General features: G+C 74.8%; 12 protein-coding genes. 6 read left to right on the top strand and 6 right to left on the bottom strand.

Going from position 1 to position 16,464, the window contains the following annotated elements; genetic code table 11:
• Positions 1-48: 48 nt before the first annotated feature.
• On the top strand, positions 49-903 hold the full coding sequence (locus tag ACYVF4_RS02550) for a hypothetical protein (protein WP_460719420.1): 855 nt from the start codon (positions 49-51) through the stop codon (positions 901-903).
• Here ACYVF4_RS02550 and ACYVF4_RS02555 read toward each other — a convergent pair.
• Together ACYVF4_RS02555 and nudC are read right to left on the bottom strand one after the other, a co-directional pair.
• The gene (locus ACYVF4_RS02555) at positions 785-2,494 is read right to left on the bottom strand and encodes an ATP-dependent helicase (RefSeq protein ID WP_460719422.1); all 1,710 of its coding nucleotides are present in this window, start codon (positions 2,492-2,494) and stop codon (positions 785-787) included. The two genes, ACYVF4_RS02550 and ACYVF4_RS02555, sit on opposite strands and share 119 nt — an antisense overlap.
• Positions 2,491-3,474 (bottom strand): NAD(+) diphosphatase, encoded by a 984-nt coding sequence (gene nudC, locus ACYVF4_RS02560; RefSeq protein ID WP_460719424.1) that lies wholly within the window; start codon positions 3,472-3,474, stop codon positions 2,491-2,493. The genes ACYVF4_RS02555 and nudC overlap by 4 nt, the downstream gene beginning before the upstream one ends.
• Before the next feature lie 107 nt (positions 3,475-3,581).
• Between nudC and ACYVF4_RS02565 the strand changes: the two genes are divergently transcribed.
• The gene (locus ACYVF4_RS02565) at positions 3,582-4,817 is read left to right on the top strand and encodes a phosphotransferase (protein WP_460719426.1); all 1,236 of its coding nucleotides are present in this window, start codon (positions 3,582-3,584) and stop codon (positions 4,815-4,817) included.
• On the opposite strand, the gene ACYVF4_RS02570 is transcribed toward ACYVF4_RS02565, so the two are convergent.
• Both ACYVF4_RS02570 and ACYVF4_RS02575 read right to left on the bottom strand, forming a co-directional pair.
• The gene (locus tag ACYVF4_RS02570) at positions 4,739-8,176 is read right to left on the bottom strand and encodes a UvrD-helicase domain-containing protein (RefSeq protein WP_460719428.1); all 3,438 of its coding nucleotides are present in this window, start codon (positions 8,174-8,176) and stop codon (positions 4,739-4,741) included. The two genes, ACYVF4_RS02565 and ACYVF4_RS02570, sit on opposite strands and share 79 nt — an antisense overlap.
• 2 nt (positions 8,177-8,178) lie before the next feature.
• Entirely contained in the window at positions 8,179-11,433 is a 3,255-nt protein-coding gene (locus tag ACYVF4_RS02575) for a PD-(D/E)XK nuclease family protein (RefSeq protein WP_460719430.1), read from the bottom strand.
• 145 nt (positions 11,434-11,578) lie between these two features.
• Between ACYVF4_RS02575 and ACYVF4_RS02580 the strand changes: the two genes are divergently transcribed.
• Together ACYVF4_RS02580 and ACYVF4_RS02585 are read left to right on the top strand one after the other, a co-directional pair.
• Positions 11,579-11,803, top strand: coding sequence for a DUF3107 domain-containing protein (locus ACYVF4_RS02580; protein WP_460719432.1), 225 nt, complete (start codon positions 11,579-11,581; stop codon positions 11,801-11,803).
• 5 nt (positions 11,804-11,808) lie between these two features.
• Positions 11,809-12,099: a hypothetical protein gene (locus tag ACYVF4_RS02585; protein WP_460719433.1), complete on the top strand. Its 291-nt coding sequence runs from the start codon at positions 11,809-11,811 to the stop codon at positions 12,097-12,099.
• Positions 12,100-12,112: 13 nt separating this feature from the next.
• On the opposite strand, the gene ACYVF4_RS02590 is transcribed toward ACYVF4_RS02585, so the two are convergent.
• The gene (locus ACYVF4_RS02590) at positions 12,113-12,829 is read right to left on the bottom strand and encodes a ferritin-like fold-containing protein (RefSeq protein ID WP_460719435.1); all 717 of its coding nucleotides are present in this window, start codon (positions 12,827-12,829) and stop codon (positions 12,113-12,115) included.
• 130 nt (positions 12,830-12,959) lie between these two features.
• Between ACYVF4_RS02590 and ACYVF4_RS02595 the strand changes: the two genes are divergently transcribed.
• Complete coding sequence (locus ACYVF4_RS02595) at positions 12,960-14,417, top strand: DEAD/DEAH box helicase (RefSeq protein WP_460719437.1); 1,458 nt, start codon at positions 12,960-12,962, stop codon at positions 14,415-14,417.
• Between the two features lie 14 nt (positions 14,418-14,431).
• Here ACYVF4_RS02595 and ACYVF4_RS02600 read toward each other — a convergent pair whose 3' ends face one another.
• Positions 14,432-15,295 (bottom strand): PHP domain-containing protein, encoded by an 864-nt coding sequence (locus tag ACYVF4_RS02600; RefSeq protein ID WP_460719439.1) that lies wholly within the window; start codon positions 15,293-15,295, stop codon positions 14,432-14,434.
• A 104-nt stretch (positions 15,296-15,399) separates the two neighbouring features.
• On the opposite strand from ACYVF4_RS02600, the gene ACYVF4_RS02605 reads away from it, so the two are divergent.
• The gene (locus ACYVF4_RS02605) at positions 15,400-16,419 is read left to right on the top strand and encodes an endonuclease/exonuclease/phosphatase family protein (RefSeq protein ID WP_460719441.1); all 1,020 of its coding nucleotides are present in this window, start codon (positions 15,400-15,402) and stop codon (positions 16,417-16,419) included.
• The last annotated feature ends 45 nt before the right edge of the window (positions 16,420-16,464 follow it).

Consider the following 16,464-nt stretch of genomic DNA (forward strand, 5'->3'; position numbering starts at 1 on the left):
CTGTGGACAAGCCCGGCGCGCCGACGACCCGGCCGCGAGGATCGACGCATGCTGCGCCTGGACCCCGCCCACCCTCCGCTCTGGCGATCCGAGGACTGCGTGCAGTTCGGCGTCGACGCGCGGGCTCGCGTGGAAGCACCCGCCGCCTGGCAGGAACGGTGGCTCACCGCGCTCGAGTCCGGCGCCGCCCCCGCCGACCTGGTCGCCCTGTCCCGGGCCGACGGCATCGACGACGCGCGGGCGCAGCGCTTCCTCGACCAGCTCGACCCCGTCCTGCTGCGGAGCACGCAGGGCGCCCGGCGCGTCGTGGTGGAGCTCCCCGCGGATGTCCCCGGCGCCGCGGCGGACGCCCTCGTCCGGGCGCTGCAGGACGCCGGACTCGCCGTCGGCATCGACGTCCCCGGCACCTCTGCCGCCGGCATCCCGGCCGTCCGCGCAGACGGCGACCGTCCCGTGACCGTCGTCGTCGCCCACCACGTGGTGGACCCCCGGCGCGCCGCCGCCCTCATGGCCGGCGACGCGGTGCACCTGCCGATCCTCCTGCATCCGGGGGGCATCGAGATCGGGCCGCGCGTCGAGCCCGGCCGGACGGCGTGCCTGGCGTGCCTGGCCGCACGCCGCCGGGACCTGGATCCGGCGTGGCCGCTGATGGTCGCCCAGCTGCTGGGTCGCCCCGCACCCACCGTGGCGGCCTCCCGGGCGGCCGAAGCGGGACTGGTCGCCGCCGCCCTGGTCAGGGCGGATGCCTCGACCGCCCGCGAGCCCCGGACGCGATCGGTGCTGCTCAGCGACGACGCGCTGCGCCGCCGGACCCGCTGGCACCGGCCGCACGCAGCGTGCGGGTGCCGATCTCTCGCAGGAACCGGGACGGCTGACGTCCCCGAGGGCCCCGCGCCCAGCTGAGCCACAGCGTGCGCGCGGCCCGCGTGACGCCGACGTACGCGAGGCGGCGCTCCTCGTCGACCTGCTCGAAGGTGGTGGCGTACGAGATGGGCAGCAGCCCCTCGGCCAGGCCCACCAGGTGGACGTGGTCCCACTCCAGGCCCTTGGCCGCGTGCAGCGTCGAGAGGGTGACCGTCCGGCGCGCGGGCTCGTCGTGGGTGCGCGCGCGGGCGGTGAGCTCGTCGGTGAAGGCGCGCAGCGTCGTCCCGGGCTCGGCCTCCTCGGCGAGGCGCAGAATGGCCGCGCGCGCCTCCCACGCATCGCGCAGGGCGCCGCCGGCCGCCGGCGGCTCGTCGGTGAGCCCGAGCGAGCGCAGCACGTCGCGCACCGCGTCCACCAGTCCCTGCGCCAGCGGCGCGACCGATGCACCCCGCAGGGCCATGACGGCCTGGCGCACCTCGGGGAGGTCGAAGAAGCGCTTGCCCCCGAGCACCGTGGTCGCGATGCCGGCCTCGGCGAGCGCCCCCGTCAGCTCCGCCGACTGCGCGTGGGAGCGGTACAGCACCGCGATCTGCCGGGGATCGACCCCCTCCCCGATGAGCCCCGCGATGCGGCGTGCCACGGCGCGCGCCTCGTCGGCGTCGTCGTCGTGGTCGCTGAGGACCGGCATCTCGCCCGCCGCATCCCGCGCGGGCACGAGGTGCAGCGCTCCCGCGCGATCGCGCATGAGCTCATTGGCGACGTCGAGGATGGGTCCGTCCGAGCGGTAGCTCGTCTCGAGGCGGACGACGCGTGCGTCCTCCCACCGGCGGGCGAAGTCCAGCAGGTAGCCGGCGTCCGCACCGGCGAACGAGTAGACGGTCTGACTCGCGTCGCCGACGACGCACAGGTCGCGGCGGTCGCCGAGCCACAGCTCCAGCAGCCGGTGCTGCAGCGGCGAGACGTCCTGGAACTCGTCGACGGTGAAGTGGCGGTACTGCTCGTGGACGGCTCGCGCGACCTTGGGCTCCGCCTCGAGCATGCCCGCGCACGCCAGGAGCACGTCCTCGAAGTCCAGCTGCCGGCGCTCGTCCTTGAGCTTCTCGTACGCCCGCTGCAGCGCGACCACACGGTCGATCCCCAGCCGCCCGACGCCGTGCGGGCGGGCCGCGGCGTAGTCCTCGATGCTGCGCATCGAGACCTTGCGCCATTCGATCTCGGATGCCAGATCCCGCAGGGTGGGCAGGTCGGGGTCGATGCCGATGCCGTCGGCCGCGTGCGCGAGCAGCCGCACCTTGTTGTCGACGATGGCGGGCATGGTGTCCCCCGCGAGGGTCGGCCAGAAGTAGTTCAGCTGCGCCAGGGCGGCCGCATGGAACGTGCGGGCGGAGACCCCCTCGACGCCGAGCGCGCGAAGCCGGCCCCGCATCTCGCCCGCCGCCTTCGCGGTGAAGGTGACCGCCATCACGCGGCCGGGCGAGTACGCACCGGTGTCGACGCCGTGCGCGATCCGGTGGGTGATGACCCGCGTCTTGCCGGTGCCGGCGCCCGCCAGCACCGCGACGGGACCCCGCAGCGCCGCCGCGGCCTCGCGCTGCTGCTCGTCCAGGCCCGCCAGGGCGTCCGCGTTCATGCGCGCTCCCCCGTGCGCGCCGAGACGCCGCGAGGCGTCGAGGCGACCCACTCGCTGATGAGGCGATGGGCGATGGAGGCAGGGCCCGGGAGGGTCGCGGCCCCCGTCCCGCCGAGGGCGTCCGCGAGCTCGTCGCGCGTGAACCACCGCACCTCGACGATCTCGTCGCCGTCCGCGCGCGCCGCCCGGTCGTCGCGTGCGGCGGCGAGGAAGCCCACCATCAGCGAGCGCGGGTACGGCCACGCCTGAGACCCGCGGTAGCGGACATCGGTCACCTCGACGCCGGCCTCCTCGGCCACCTCGCGGCGCACGGCGGACTCCAGGGACTCCCCCGCCTCGACGAATCCCGCGAAGCACGAGTAGCGATCGGCGCCCCACAGCGCGTTCGAGCCCAGCAGCAGCCGATCCCGCGCCGCGCTCTCGACGGCGACGATGACGGCCGGGTCGGTCCGCGGGAAGTGCTGGCGTCCGCAGTCCGGGCATCGCCGCGACCAGCCCGCCTCGATGACCGCGGTGCGGGCGCCGCACGCGGGGCAGTGCGGCGCCTCGCGCAGCCATCGGCCGAGACTGACCGCCGTGACGAAGGCCGCGGCGTCGGCCTCCGTCAGCGCACCGGCCGCCGCGCGCAGACTCTGCCACCGAGGGGTGTCTTCCGCACCCGCAGGCGCGTCGTCGGGCAGCACCGCCACCAGCAGCGCCGCCCTGTCCCGGTCCCGTCCGAGGAAAGCCCAGTGGACGTCGTCGCCCTGCGCCGCCGCGTCGTCAGCCGTCGTCCAGTCCAGTCCGCCGTCGTCGCGGAGCGGCGCGGCGTCGCCCGAGACGAGCAGCACGCGCGTGCCCGCCGCCTCGCGCAGCCGCTCCACCAGACCCGGCCCGGCGCGCTCGTCCGCGGCGCGATCCAGCGCCTCGGGCGGCGCATCGGCACCGGGCTGCGAAACGGCGTCCCCGGTGAGGTGAGACGACGGTTCGAGGGGCGGCATCGGGGTCCTCCGCGGGTCGGGAGCGTGGGCGGGCAGGGGTCGCGGCGGCTGATCGGGCCAGGGCGTGGCGCGGCGCCGCGCGCTCGCCCGCGACCTACCCTGGGCTCATGGCACGCTCTCCCCTCACTCTAGCCGCGGCCGTCACCTCGGCCCTTCCGCGGGTCGGCGTCGTGGGTGCCGGGGCTCTCACCGAAGGCTCGAGCGGACGCTACGACTCCGCCATCGCCGATCTCGACGACGGCCGCCGCGTCGTCGTGCGCGCTCCCGTCGACAACGACGCAGCCCAGGAGCTGGCCGCCCAGTCGCGCGCCCTGCGCGCCCTGACCCCGGGCGTGCGCAACCTGCTGCCCTTCCGCGCTCCCGAGCTGCTCGGCGAGGCCGCCCTCCGCGACGGTCGCGTCACGGTGGTGGACTTCCTGCCCGGCTACCGGGTGGATGCCGCCCATCTGCCCCCCGGGCGGGGCGCCGCGACCTCGCTCGGGGCTGCGCTGGCAGCGCTCCACGCTCTGCCGGCCTCGGTGGTCCGCGCCGAAGGTCTGCCCGTCCGCTCGCCCGAGCAGATCCGGGCCGACGCCGCACGGCTGGCCGATCGCGCGGCGGCGACGGGCAGCGTGCCGGCGGCGCTCATCGTGCGCTGGCGGCGTGCGATGGACGAGGGGTCACTGTGGCGCTTCGAGTCCTCGGTCGTCCTCGGGGGGGCGACCGCGGCGGCGTTCCTCTTCGAGGACGTCCACGACGTGCCCCGGGTGACGGGCCTGCTCGACTGGCACGGTCTCAGCGTCGGCGACCCCGCCGTGGATCTGCAGTGGCTCGCCTCGGCGCCGGACGCCGCCGACGACGTCTTCGCGGCGTACGTGGGCGCGAGCGACCGCGCGCCCGACGCCGCGGTGCGCGAGCGCGCGCGGCTGTACGCCGAGCTCGAGTTCGCCCGATGGCTCGTGCACGGCCACGACGAGGGCCGGGAGGACATCGTCCACGACGCCACCGCGCTGCTGGAGTCGCTGTCGAGCTCGGTGCGCGGCCTGGACTTCGGCGCGGGCGCCGGAGCCGACGTCGACGACGCCATCGCGCTCCTCGGGCGCGTGCCCGGCGGCGCGTCCCACGCCGACACCTCGATGCAGACCGATGCCTACGACCCGGGTGTCCTGGGCGAGTGGGTGGGCGACGACGGCGAGACCGGCCCCGTCGACGTGGCGGACCCGCCCGCGCAGGCGTCCGAGCCGACGCCGAGCGTGCCGCGACTGCACGACCCCGAGACGATCCCTCAGGGCGACGACGAGCTCGAGGCCGAGCGCGCCTCGCGCGCCGCGTTCCAGCGCTGGACGAGCTCCGCCTCGGAGTAGACGCGGTCGGAGCGGATCACCAGGTCGTCCGAGACGTAGTACAGCGCGACGTCGATGCGGTCCAGCGGCACCCCGTGCCGCTTGTGGTACGCGACGCGGTACAGCGCCAGCTGCAGCATCCGCTCGTCCTTCTCGCCGTCGTCGGCGGGCGGGCGCCCGGTCTTCCAGTCGACGATCTCGATGCGCCCGCCGCGATCGGCGCGGCGGTAGACGGCATCCAGCTTGCACACCACGTTGACGAGGCCCGCCGCCCCCTGCAGCGCGACGTCGATCTCGGTCTCCACCTCGATCGGCTGCAGCCCGGCCCATTCCGACGACAGGAAGATCCCGGTCAGACGCGCCATCTCGGCGGCGTCGGCCAGGGCGGATTCGCTGTCGGCCTGCTCGTCGTCGCTCTCCCACAGTCCGTCGTCGAGCGACGCCGCGCGGCCCACGAGCCCCGAGCGCTGCTCGACCCACGCGTGGAACAGCGTGCCGATGCGGGTCTGGCGGTAGGGCCGCTCGGGCAGCGGCCGCAGGATCGCGCGGACGGTGCCGTCGAAGTCCTCGACGAAGTCCTTGAAGCGGGATGCCGCCACCCGCGAGGGCGGAGCACCCGGCGCGGGCGCGGACCGGGCCGCCCGCTCGCGCAGCAGCAGGTCCAGCTCCTCGGTCGGCCGTGTTCGCGCGGGCCCGGCCAGGGCCGCGCGGACCTCGTCCGCGGCACGCCGGACGTCCGCGGAGCGGCCGCCCAGCGGATCGAGGGGCCACCGCAGGGTCGCCCCGGCGCGGTCCGCGTACGGGTTCTCGTCCCCCTCGTCGACCTCGATCGGGTCCAGGCCGAGCGCCTCGATGATCTGATCCAGGTACGGGCTCGGCCGGCGGGGTTCGCGCTGGCCGCCCCACCGGGAGCCCGTCAGCAGCAGGTCGCCGCGCGCGCGGGTCACCGCGACGTACGCCAGCCGACGCTCCTCGGCCTCTTGGTGCTCGCGATTGGCGGCCTTGAAGTCGCCGATCGCCTTCTGCAGTCCGCGGCGGTCGCCGGGGTCGCGAGGATCCCACCGCAGCGACGGCAGCGCGTCGCGGTCCCCGCGGAACCGGTAGGGCACGACGCCGTAGCCCAGCCAGCCGAGGGTCGTGCGCGGGCGCTTGGGCAGCTCGTCGGCGACCATCCGCACCACGGCCACCGCATCCCATTCCAGGCCCTTGGACCCGTGGATCGTCAGCAGCTGCACCACTCCGGGCTCGGGCGGCTCGGGGCGGGGCATCAGCTCGTCGGTCTCTTCGGCGTGGTCGAGCCACGCCAGCAGGCTCGAGACGGAGCCGCGCTCGTCCGAGGCCAGGAACCCCCGCACCTCGTCGACGAAGGACCGCAGCTGCGCCGACGCCAGCCGGGCGGGGCCGCGCGTCTCGTTCGCGGCGAGCTCGATGTCCAGGCGGAGCTCGAGCTCGATCTGGCGGATGAGCTCGGGGATGGGATGGCCGACGAGTCCGCGCAGCCGCTCGAAGACGGCGCCGGCCTCTTTGATGCGGCGCACCCCCTCGGCGCTGAACTGCTCGAGCAGCCGGTAGCCCGCCGGCAGCGCCCGGACGACGTCGACGGCGTCGACGATCGACACCTGCTCATCGGACCCGACCGAGACCCGCAGCCGCCGGATGAGGTCCTCGGGCAGCCGCGAGAAGGACACGTCGCGCTCGGCCAGCGTCCGGGCGAGGTCGTGCAGAGCCGCCATGTCGGCGACCCCGACGCTGAACCGCGGGCCGACGAGCAGCCGGATGAGGCTGGAGCCCTGACCCGGGTCGCTGATGACACGCAGCGCCGCCACGACGTCCACGACCTCGGGGGTGGACAGCAGGCCGCCGAGCCCCAGGATGCGGTGCGGGATGCCGCGCGCGGCCAGGGCGTCGGCGAAGACCGACATGTGCCGTTTCGCCCGGAACAGGATCGCCCCGCTGTGCGGCGTGCCGGCGGCGGCTACGGCGTGGTCCCGCCGCACCCGCGCGAACCAGTCCGCCACGGCGGCCGCCTCGTCGTCGATGGTCGGCGCGAAGACGCGATCCACCCGCCCCTCGCCTGCGCCCGGGCGCGGGGCCAGCGGCGAGACGTCGGCGTCGACCCCGCCGATGAGCGCGTTGGCGGCGTCGAGGACCGTGCGGTTGTTCCGCCAGCTGACGCTGAGGGCGTAGCGGCGGCACGGCGTCCGGCGGGCGAAGTCCCGCGCGAAGGCGCGGAGGTTGTCGGCGCTGGCGCCCCGCCAGCCGTAGATCGACTGGTGCGGGTCGCCGACGGCCATGACGGCGGTGTCGTGGAAGACGGCGGCCAGGAGCTCGGTCTGGATGACCGAGGTGTCCTGGTACTCGTCGAGCAGGACCACACGGTACTGCGCCTGCAGCTCGGCGGCCACGTCGGCGGAGCCGGTCACGATCTCGAGCGCGCCGGCGACCTGGTCGGCGAAATCCAGCGCGGAGCGCGCCTGCTTCGCGCGCGCGTACTCGCGGACGAGGTCGGCGAGGACGGGCAGGCCCCCCATCGCCGCGTGGAACTTCTCGATGTCGCCGGGGTTCGCGAGGGCGGGATTTGTCAGCGGCTCCAGCGCGGCGGCCATGTCGCGCCCGAAGGCGGCGAGCTCGTCCAGATCCACCCGGTTGTCCAGCACCTCACCGGCCAGGCGCTGGACCGCGTCGACGACCGTGGCGAAGCGGTCCTCGCGCGCAGCCAGCCGCTCGTCCACCGCCGACACCACGACGCGCCGGGCGGTCAGCCACGAACCGGACTGGCTGAGGAGCGTCGCCTCGGCATCACGCCCGATGCGCGCGGCGTGCTCGCGGACGATCGCGTCGGCGAAGGCGTTGTAGGTCGAGACGCGGGGACGCAGCAGCAGGTCCTCGCCCGAGTCGGCGTCGGCGGGGGCGGCCGCCCCGCACTGCAGGGCGAGGCGGTCCAGCTGCCCGTGCAGCGCGGCGGTGCGCGCCCGCTCCGGCTGCGCCCTCACGTGCTCCCACAGGGTCGACAGCTCGCCCGAGGCCGCGAGCGCCGGCACATGCTCGAGCAGACCGCGACGGGCGTACTCGCCGACCCGGGCCAGTCGCGCGCCGATGCGCTCGCCGAGCTCTCCGGCGGCCTTGCGGGTGAAGGTCAGCCCCAGCACCTCGTCGCGCCGCACGTGGCCGTTGGCGACCAGCCACACCACGCGGCCGGCCATCGTCTCGGTCTTGCCGCTGCCCGCGCCCGCGATGACGAGCGCCGGATCGGGGGACGCCTCGATGACGGCGCGCTGATCGGCGGTGGGCTCGGGCAGCCCCAACGCCGCGGCCAGCGCGGAGGCCGACAGCGGGCTGGCGGTGGGCCACACGGACCCGGTGGTGGTTTCGAGCTGCATGGTCACGCCGAGCTCACCGCCTTGACGGTGTGCAGGCGGCACACCGCGAACCGGTCGTCGGTGCAGTGGGCGTCGATGTTCGCCACGAACGTGGACGAGGCCATCCCCCGGGCGTCGTCGGCCAGCCGGCGCAGGAACGCCGACTTCTCGGCATCCTGCATGGGGGGCTGATGCGCGATGCGGTAGTGGGTGCCCTTGAGGGTCTTCGACAGCACGAGCAGACGGGCGCCGGCGTTGACGGCGCCGTCGACGCCCGGGATCATGCCGTGGGTCACCGCGAGCTGATAGGCGGCCAGCTGCGCGTCCTCGCGCACCTTCTCGGCTGAGACGCGGGCTTCGGAGCGGCCGGTCTTGAGGTCGATCACGACGACGCGCTCGGCGTCCGCCGCGGCCTCCGGCACGTCCTCTCCCCTGCCCGGCGGATAGACCTCGACGCGGTCGATCGAACCGCTGAGGACGGCGTGCGGTCCGGTCAGGGGGCTCTCGCCGTCCACCGGCACCACGGCGGGACCGGCGGGGTCGTCGGCCAGGGTCACCGCCAGGCGGAAGCGCGCCTCGGCGCCCACCGGCGTGCCTCCTTCGGAGTGCACCCGGCGCAGGTAGACGTGCAGCCGGCCGACGAGGGTGTCGGCCCACGAGCGCTCCTGACGCTCCAGCCACGCCGCCTCGAACTCCAACTCGCCCCAGCGCTCCTCCACGACGCGGCGGAGGGCGGCGAGCTCGCCGTCGGGCGCGGCCTCCATGGCGGCGTGCAGGATGGTGCCGAGTCCGGATGAGAACGACGACGTGTCGCCCCCGAGGGCGCGCACCGCCCAGTCCAGGGGGCACGCCTCGAATCCCTCCAGCCGCGAGGGCGACACCCGCACGGGCGCGCGTTCCAGGTCGTGCAGCGGGGCGGTGCTCGAGGGCGGCGTCACGCCGAACCACGAGTCGGGGTGCGCGCCGGCGACGCCGGCGTCGGCGAGGAGGGCGAGCTGGCCGGCCGCATGGGCGCGCGCGGCGGCATCCTGATCCGTCGTGAGCGTGCGGCGGTGCCGGGCGACCAGGCCCCGGAGCGTGAAGGGGTGCCCGGCCGTCTCGGGGATCGTCGCCGGCTCCGGGAGGTAGGTCAGCAGCGGGCTGGGAGTGAGGTCGTCGTCGGCGACCGCCGTCACCACCACGCGCGACCGCGCGCGGGAGATCGCCCGCACGAACAGCCGCAGCTCCTCGTGAAGGGCCGCCCGGCGGCGGTCGAGGATGGCGGTCTCGTGCACGGGACCGCCGCCGCGGTGGGCCTCGACCGCGTCGGCGAGCCGCCACGTGTCCAGCAGACCGCCCCGCAGGCGCGTGTTCGGCCACACGCCTTCTTGGACGCCGGCGATCACGACCGCCTCGAACTGGGTTCCCAGCGCCGCCGCCGGCGTGAGCAGCGTCACCGCGCCGGCGCGTTCGGGCGCGGTGAGCATGTCCTCGGGCACCTCGCTGTCCAGGATCTCGCGGATGAAAGGCAGCGGGCCCTCGTCGGGAGCGCGCTCGACCGACCGCTTCGCCGCGCCGAACAGCGCCACGAGCGCATCCAGGGCGCGCGTGGCGTCCTCGGCGCCCGCGCCCCCGTCAGCCGCGCGCCGGGACCACGCCTGCTCGAGCCCCGAGCGCTCCCAGACGCGCCACAGCAGCTCGTGGATGGTGGCGCCCCGCCGCCCGTCGGCGTGCAGCGAGGCGAGCGTCCCGGCGAGGCGCTCGGCACGGCGGGCCTCGGCGGAATCGACCAGCGCCAGCGTCGCGGGTGCGCTCAGCGCCTCGGCCAGCAACTCCCTGGCCGGCCGTGACCCGCCCGCCGCGAGCTCCTCGATCCGCAGCCGCGCCCGCAGTCGCCGCAGCCCCACCGCGTCCAGTCCCCCGTACGGGCTGAGGAGCGCCTCTGCCAGCGCGTCGGGGTCGCGGTCGTCCGGTTCGGCGAGGCCGAGCCGGACGATCCCGACGAGGTCGCGCACGACGCCCTCGCGACCGAGGGGGCGGGGCACGCTCGCCGCGCGTGTCGGCACCTCGCGGGTGGCGAGCTCGGCCTCGAGCTGAGCGACCTGCCGGGTGTCGTGCGCGATGACGGCCAGGTCGTCCCACGCGATGCCCTCGAGCACATGCCATTCGCGCAGCGTCCGGGCGATCGCGTCGACCTCGGCGAAGGGCGAGTCCGCCACGACCGCCGCCACCGCGCCGTCGTCCGCCGCACCGTCGTCCGCCGCGTCGGGCCCGGGCGGCCGACGGTGGTCCACCCGGCCGGCCGCCCCGATCGCCGCGGTCACGGTCCGCGTGAGCCGGGTGAGGGAAGGTCCGGCCCGGTGCGGGCAGTCCAGCACGTGGACGGCACCGCCGAGAGCGCGGACGACATCGTCGAACAGCTCGGGGCCGGCGCCCCGGAACGCCCCCGATCCGATGTCGGGGTCGCCGAAGGCCACGACGGCGATGCCCCGCCGCCGCGCGGCGCGGAGCAGCGCCACGCCGCCGCGCGTCAGCTCCTGCGCGTCGTCCACCAGCAGCACCCGCAGATCCGCGACGGGGCCGATGCGGTCGCGGCCGGCGCTCTCGAGCAGGCTCGCCGCCTCGTGGACGAGCTGCGCCGGATCCCGGTGCGCCGCCCGCATGCGCGCGAGGGCGTAGTCGTAGTCGCGCAGGAACGAGGCCACCGCCGCCCACGTCGGGCTGCCCTGGGACTCGGCCAGCCGGCCGAGCTCGTCGTGCCCGAGCCCGAGTTCGGCGCACTGCGCCGCGAAGGCGCGCACCTCCGCGCGGAAGGCGCGTGCGGCCCGGACCGGCGGGGCCAGGGTCTCGGGCCAGCGATCCCCCCGCGACGCCGCGTCCTCCTCGTCGCCGGCGAGCAGCTCGGCGATGATCCGGTCCTGATCGCCCGCGGTCAGCAGGCGCGGAACCTCGGCGCGGTCGGCCACGGCCGCCGCGCGCACGATCTGGAAGGTGAAGGATGCCGTCGACCGCGCGAGCGGCCCGGGGGTGGCCAGATCGAGCCCGGCGGCGAGCCGGTCCCGCATGGCGGTCGCGGTCTGCCGCGTGGGGGTGAGGACCAGCAGCTCATCGGGACGCACCGCCCCGGTCCCGGCGGCCCGCGCACCGCCGAGGAGGCGGGCCACCCGGCGGATGAGCGTCGCGGTCTTGCCCGTGCCGGGAGCCCCCAGCACGACGCCGGAATCCGCGGCGTCCAGCTCGACGACCGCTCGCTGGGCGGCATCCGGCCGGAACTGCTCGCGGACACTGCTCGGGGACACCCCCCGACGCTATCGCGCCGCGCGGACATGCCCCGTCCGGCTCGTTCGCCGACAGCGTGCGCCGGCCCGGCCGGTGCCGGGCGGGCCGTGTCGTAGAGTTGCCATGCGCCGGGCACCGGCGACACAGCGCGAGAAAGGCAGTCACGTGGAGATCCGCATCGGCATCGCGAACACCGGACGCGAGCTCAGCTTCGAGACGAACGAGCCCGCGGCGGCGGTGAAGAAGTCGATCGCCGACGCCCTCGACGCCGGCGCCAGCCACGTCACCTTCGCCGACGCGAAGGGCAACTCCTACATCGTGCCGACCACGGGCCTGGCCTACGTCGAGCTCGGCACCGAGGAATCGCGCCGCGTCGGCTTCGTCGCCTGACCGACATGCAGATCCTGCTGGCCTTCATCGCCGGCGCCGCCATCGGCGCCGGGGTGCACTTCCTCGTCGCGGACCGCGCCTCGCGCGGCGTGGTGCTGGCGCCGATGATCGGCGCCGTAGCCGCGGGAGCGGCGTGGGGGATCCTCACCTGGTCGGGGGTCGGCATCGACACCCCCTGGCCGTGGCTCGCCGCGATCGTGGTGCCCGCGGCGGTCACCTATCCGGCGATCGTCGTGCTGTCCCGCGCGCGGGGCGCGCACGACGCCCGCGAGATGGCGCGGCTCGGCATCGGCTGAGCCGCCGGCCGCCTCAGGCGGCGAGCCCCATCGCGTCCATCCGGCGCGAGTGCGCCGCCATCAGCTCGGTGAACACCGGCTCGACCTTCGCCTCGTCGGCCACCCGCAGCTGACCCGGGCGAAGGGCCGCGCGCGCGATGAGCAGCGTGTCTCCGACCAGCCGCCTGCCCCACATCGCCAGGAGCGAGCGCCATTCGGCGTCGCTGGCGATCGTGTCCTGGATGATGTCGACGATCGCCTGACGGTCGTCGTCGGCGCGCAGGATGCGCTCCACCCGCCGCCCGGTGTCCCCGTAGCTCGCGGCGAGCGCCAGGTAGAAGTCGTCGAGCATCCCGGCGATGATGTGCACCGACAGCATCGTCTCGTGCGGACGGACGCCGTGGGTCGCACGGCGGAAGGCGTCCAGGGGCTCACGGAATGGCAGCATCAGCGCCGTGGGGTCGTCGCCCCGCTCGCGGATGAGCGCCACCAGCTCCTCGTGCTTGGTGAGGGCGGCGCCGGCCGCCCGCGAGAGCGACTCCTTCTGCGCGAGCTCGGGCGTCGAGGCGATCAGCTCGCTGAGCGTCTCGAAGAAGCCCAGCTGCAGGTACGCCGCCTGGCCGAGGAAGGTGTCGATGTCCGGCGCGAGCTCCTCGAAGTCCACGCGCTGGGCGTCGCCGAAGTCCCCGCGGGAGCGCAGGGTCAGGGACCGATCACGACGCGCACGGCGCTGCCAGAACCACCTCACCACGGCCCCTAGCCTACGGCCGGGTATCCTGGAACGCGTCCCGGCGTCGGACCGGGACCCCGCGCCTGCGGAACAGTGAGGGCGTGGACCGACTCGCGGCCCCTCGCCGCCTCACTTCGAACAGGTACATATCGTGACGACCTTCGCCGAACTCGGCGTGGACCAGGACATCGTCGACGCCCTCGCCGCCAAGGGCATCGTGGACGCGTTCCCGATTCAGGAGCAGACCATCCCGCTGGGCCTTCCCGGGCAGGACATCATCGGCCAGGCCAAGACCGGCACCGGCAAGACCTTCGGCTTCGGCATCCCCGTCGTCCAGCGCCTCGGGCTCGACCCGGCGCCGGGCGTGAAGGCCCTCATCGTGGTCCCCACGCGCGAGCTGGCCGTCCAGGTCTACGAGGACATGGACATGCTGACCTCGAACCGCTCCACGAGCGTCGTGGCCATCTACGGCGGCAAGGCCTACGAGGGCCAGATCGACCAGCTCAAGGCCGGCGCCCAGATCGTGGTCGGCACGCCCGGCCGCCTGATCGACCTCAGCAACCAGCGCCTGCTCGACCTCTCGGAGGCGACCGAGGTGGTCCTGGACGAGGCCGACAAGATGCTCGACCTCGGCTTCCTCGCCGACATCGAGAAGATCTTCTCGAAGGTCCCCGCCGTCCGCCACACGCAGCTGTTCTCGGCGACCATGCCCGGCCCCATCGTCGCCCTCGCGCGCCGCTTCATGTCCAACCCCATCCACATGCGCGCCAGCGACCCGGACGAGGGACTGACCCAGGCCAACATCCGCCACCTCGTCTACCGCGCCCACGCGCTGGACAAGGACGAGGTGATCGCCCGCATCCTGCAGGCCGAGGGTCGCGGCAAGAGCGTGATCTTCACGCGCACCAAGCGCGCCGCCCAGAAGCTCGTCGACGAGCTCGGCGACCGCGGCTTCAACGCCGCGGCGGTGCACGGCGACATGAGCCAGGAGTCGCGCGAGCGCTCGATGGCCGCCTTCAAGGCCGGCAAGCGCGACGTGCTCATCGCCACCGACGTCGCCGCGCGCGGCATCGACGTCAACGACGTCACCCACGTCATCAACCACACGATCCCCGACGACGAGAAGACCTACCTGCACCGCGCCGGCCGCACCGGCCGCGCCGGCAAAACCGGTATCGCCGTCACGTTCGTGGACTGGGACGACCTGCACAAGTGGGCGCTCATCAACCGGGCGCTGGAGTTCGGGCAGCCCGAGCCGGTCGAGACCTACTCCTCCAGCCCGCACCTGTACACCGACCTCGACATCCCCGCCGGCACCAAGGGCCGGATCGCCACGGCGCCGCGCACGCAGGCGGACAAGACGACGGATGCCGGCGGCCGGGCCGACCGGGAGCCCCGCGCCGAGGGCGCAGAGGGCGCCCCCCGGCGCCGCCGCCGGCGCCGGTCGAACGGCGCCGCGCAGGTGCCCGCCGAGCACGGCGCCGCTGCTCCCGCGGACGCGCCCGACGGCGCGGGCACGCACGACGGCGGCGGCAAGGAGCACCACGACGGCCGCCCGGCTCCCCGCCGGCGCCGGCGCCGCGGTCCCCGCAGCACGCCGGCCGCCTGAGGCCGGGCTGCCGCTCAGGGGTGGACGGGAGCGCTTCCCGTCCCCCTGGCCAGCAGTCGCTCGACCATGTCGTCGGCGGTGGTGTTCTCACCCGGCTGGTTGGGCTTGCCGAGCCCGTGGTAGTCGCTGGAGCCGGTGACGATCAGGTCCCGCTCGCGGCAGAGGTCGGCGAGCACCCGGCGCGCGGGCGCGAGGTTCTCGCGGTGACCCAGTTCGAAGCCGGCGAGGCCGGCCGACACCATCCGCTCGGTCAAGGGCTCGGGCATGAGGCCGGCCCGGCCTGCCGGGTGGGCGATGATCGGCACTCCCCCCGCGGCGACGACGAGTTCGACCGCCGTCACCGGATCCGGCGCGTACAGCGCGACGTAGTAGTCCCCGCGCGGGCTGAGGATGCCCGAGAACGCCTCGGCGCGGTCCTGTACCAGTCCCCGGGCGATGAGCGCATCGGCGATGTGCGGACGGCCGACCGTCGCCCCGTCGCTGGTCTGGGCGAGGATGTCCTCCCACCCGAGGTCGTAGTCCCGCGCGATGCGGTCGGCCATGAGCCGCGCCCGGTCCAGCCGCGACGAGCGGATGCGCTCGGTCATCGCGCGCAGTCCCGCGTGGTCGGGGTCGATGAGGTACGCCAGGACATGGACGCTGCGCCACTCGTGGCGCGCCGACAGCTCCATGCCGGGGATCAGCGTCATCCCCAGGGACGTCGCCGCCTCGGCCGCCTCCGCCCAGCCGCCGGTGGTGTCGTGGTCGGTGAGGGCGACCGTGCGCAGGCCGTGGCGGTGCGCGGCGGCCATCACCTGCGCGGGGGCCTCGGTGCCGTCCGAGTGCGTCGAGTGCAGGTGCAGGTCGCTCGGCCCCTGGAAGCGACGCGATGCCTGCATGATCCGAGCGTATCGCCGCTGCGCGCCGGCGGGCACGGGCGGACATGCGCGCTGCGGCATGTCCGCTGACCGATCTCCCAGCCTGCTGTCATAGAGTCGCGGTCGTGCTTCGCCTGCTGGGGGCCCTCACGGCCGTGGTCTGCGCGTTCGGAGCCGCAGTGCTGACCCTCCCGGGCATGTTCCGCGTCGAGCAGCTGTGGCCGATCGCGCAGCTGGTGTCGTTCCGCGGAGTCCTGGTCGCCGTCTTCGCCGCCGCCGCGGTCCTCGCGCTGCTGCTGTCCCTCATCCGCCCGGTGCGCACCTTCGCGCTGATCCTCGCCGTGATCGCGGGGGTCGCCGCCGCCGGCAACACCGTCGTGATGGCCACCCGGGGACTCGGCACCGAGAGCCTGCCGGCCAAGACCGATTCCAGCATCCGGGTCATGACGTGGAACACCGCGGGCGAGGCGACCTCGCCCGACACCGTCGCCCGCATCGCCGTGGCGATGGACGCCGACATCGTCACCCTGCCCGAGACCACGATCGAGACCGGCGAGCGGGTCGCCATCGCGATGCGCGACCTCGGCAGCCCCATGTGGGCGCACTACGCCGACTATCCCTCGACCCAGTGGGATGCCGGATCCACGACGCTGCTCATCTCTCCCGACCTCGGCGACTACGCGGTCATCGAGGCTTCCGCCGACGGATCCTCCAACACCTCGACCGTGCCCAGCGCCGTGGCCATGCCGACCGACGGCGACGGGCCGATCGTCGTCGCCGCGCACGCGGTCGCCCCGCGGCAGGCGTACATGTCCTACTGGCGCAGCGACCTGCAGTGGCTCGCGGACCAGTGCGCCGACGAGAACGTCATCCTCGCCGGCGACTTCAACGCCACCCTCGACCACATGACCGGGCTCGGTGTCGACGGCGGCACGCTGGGACTCTGCCACGACGCGGCCTCCGAGACCGGCAACGGCGCGGTGGGGACGTGGACCACGGAGCTGCCGGCCCTCGCCGGCGCCCCGATCGACCACATCATGGCCTCGACGCACTGGAAGCCGACCGGCTCGCTGGTGCTGCGCTCGCTCGACGGCTCCGGCAGCGACCACCGTCCGCTGATCGTCCAGCTCGAGCCCGTCGGCTGAGCGGGCGGGCCCCCGGCCGCCCGTCGGCGGTGCATGCGAGACTGG

Source organism: Microbacterium aureliae (genome assembly GCF_054780155.1).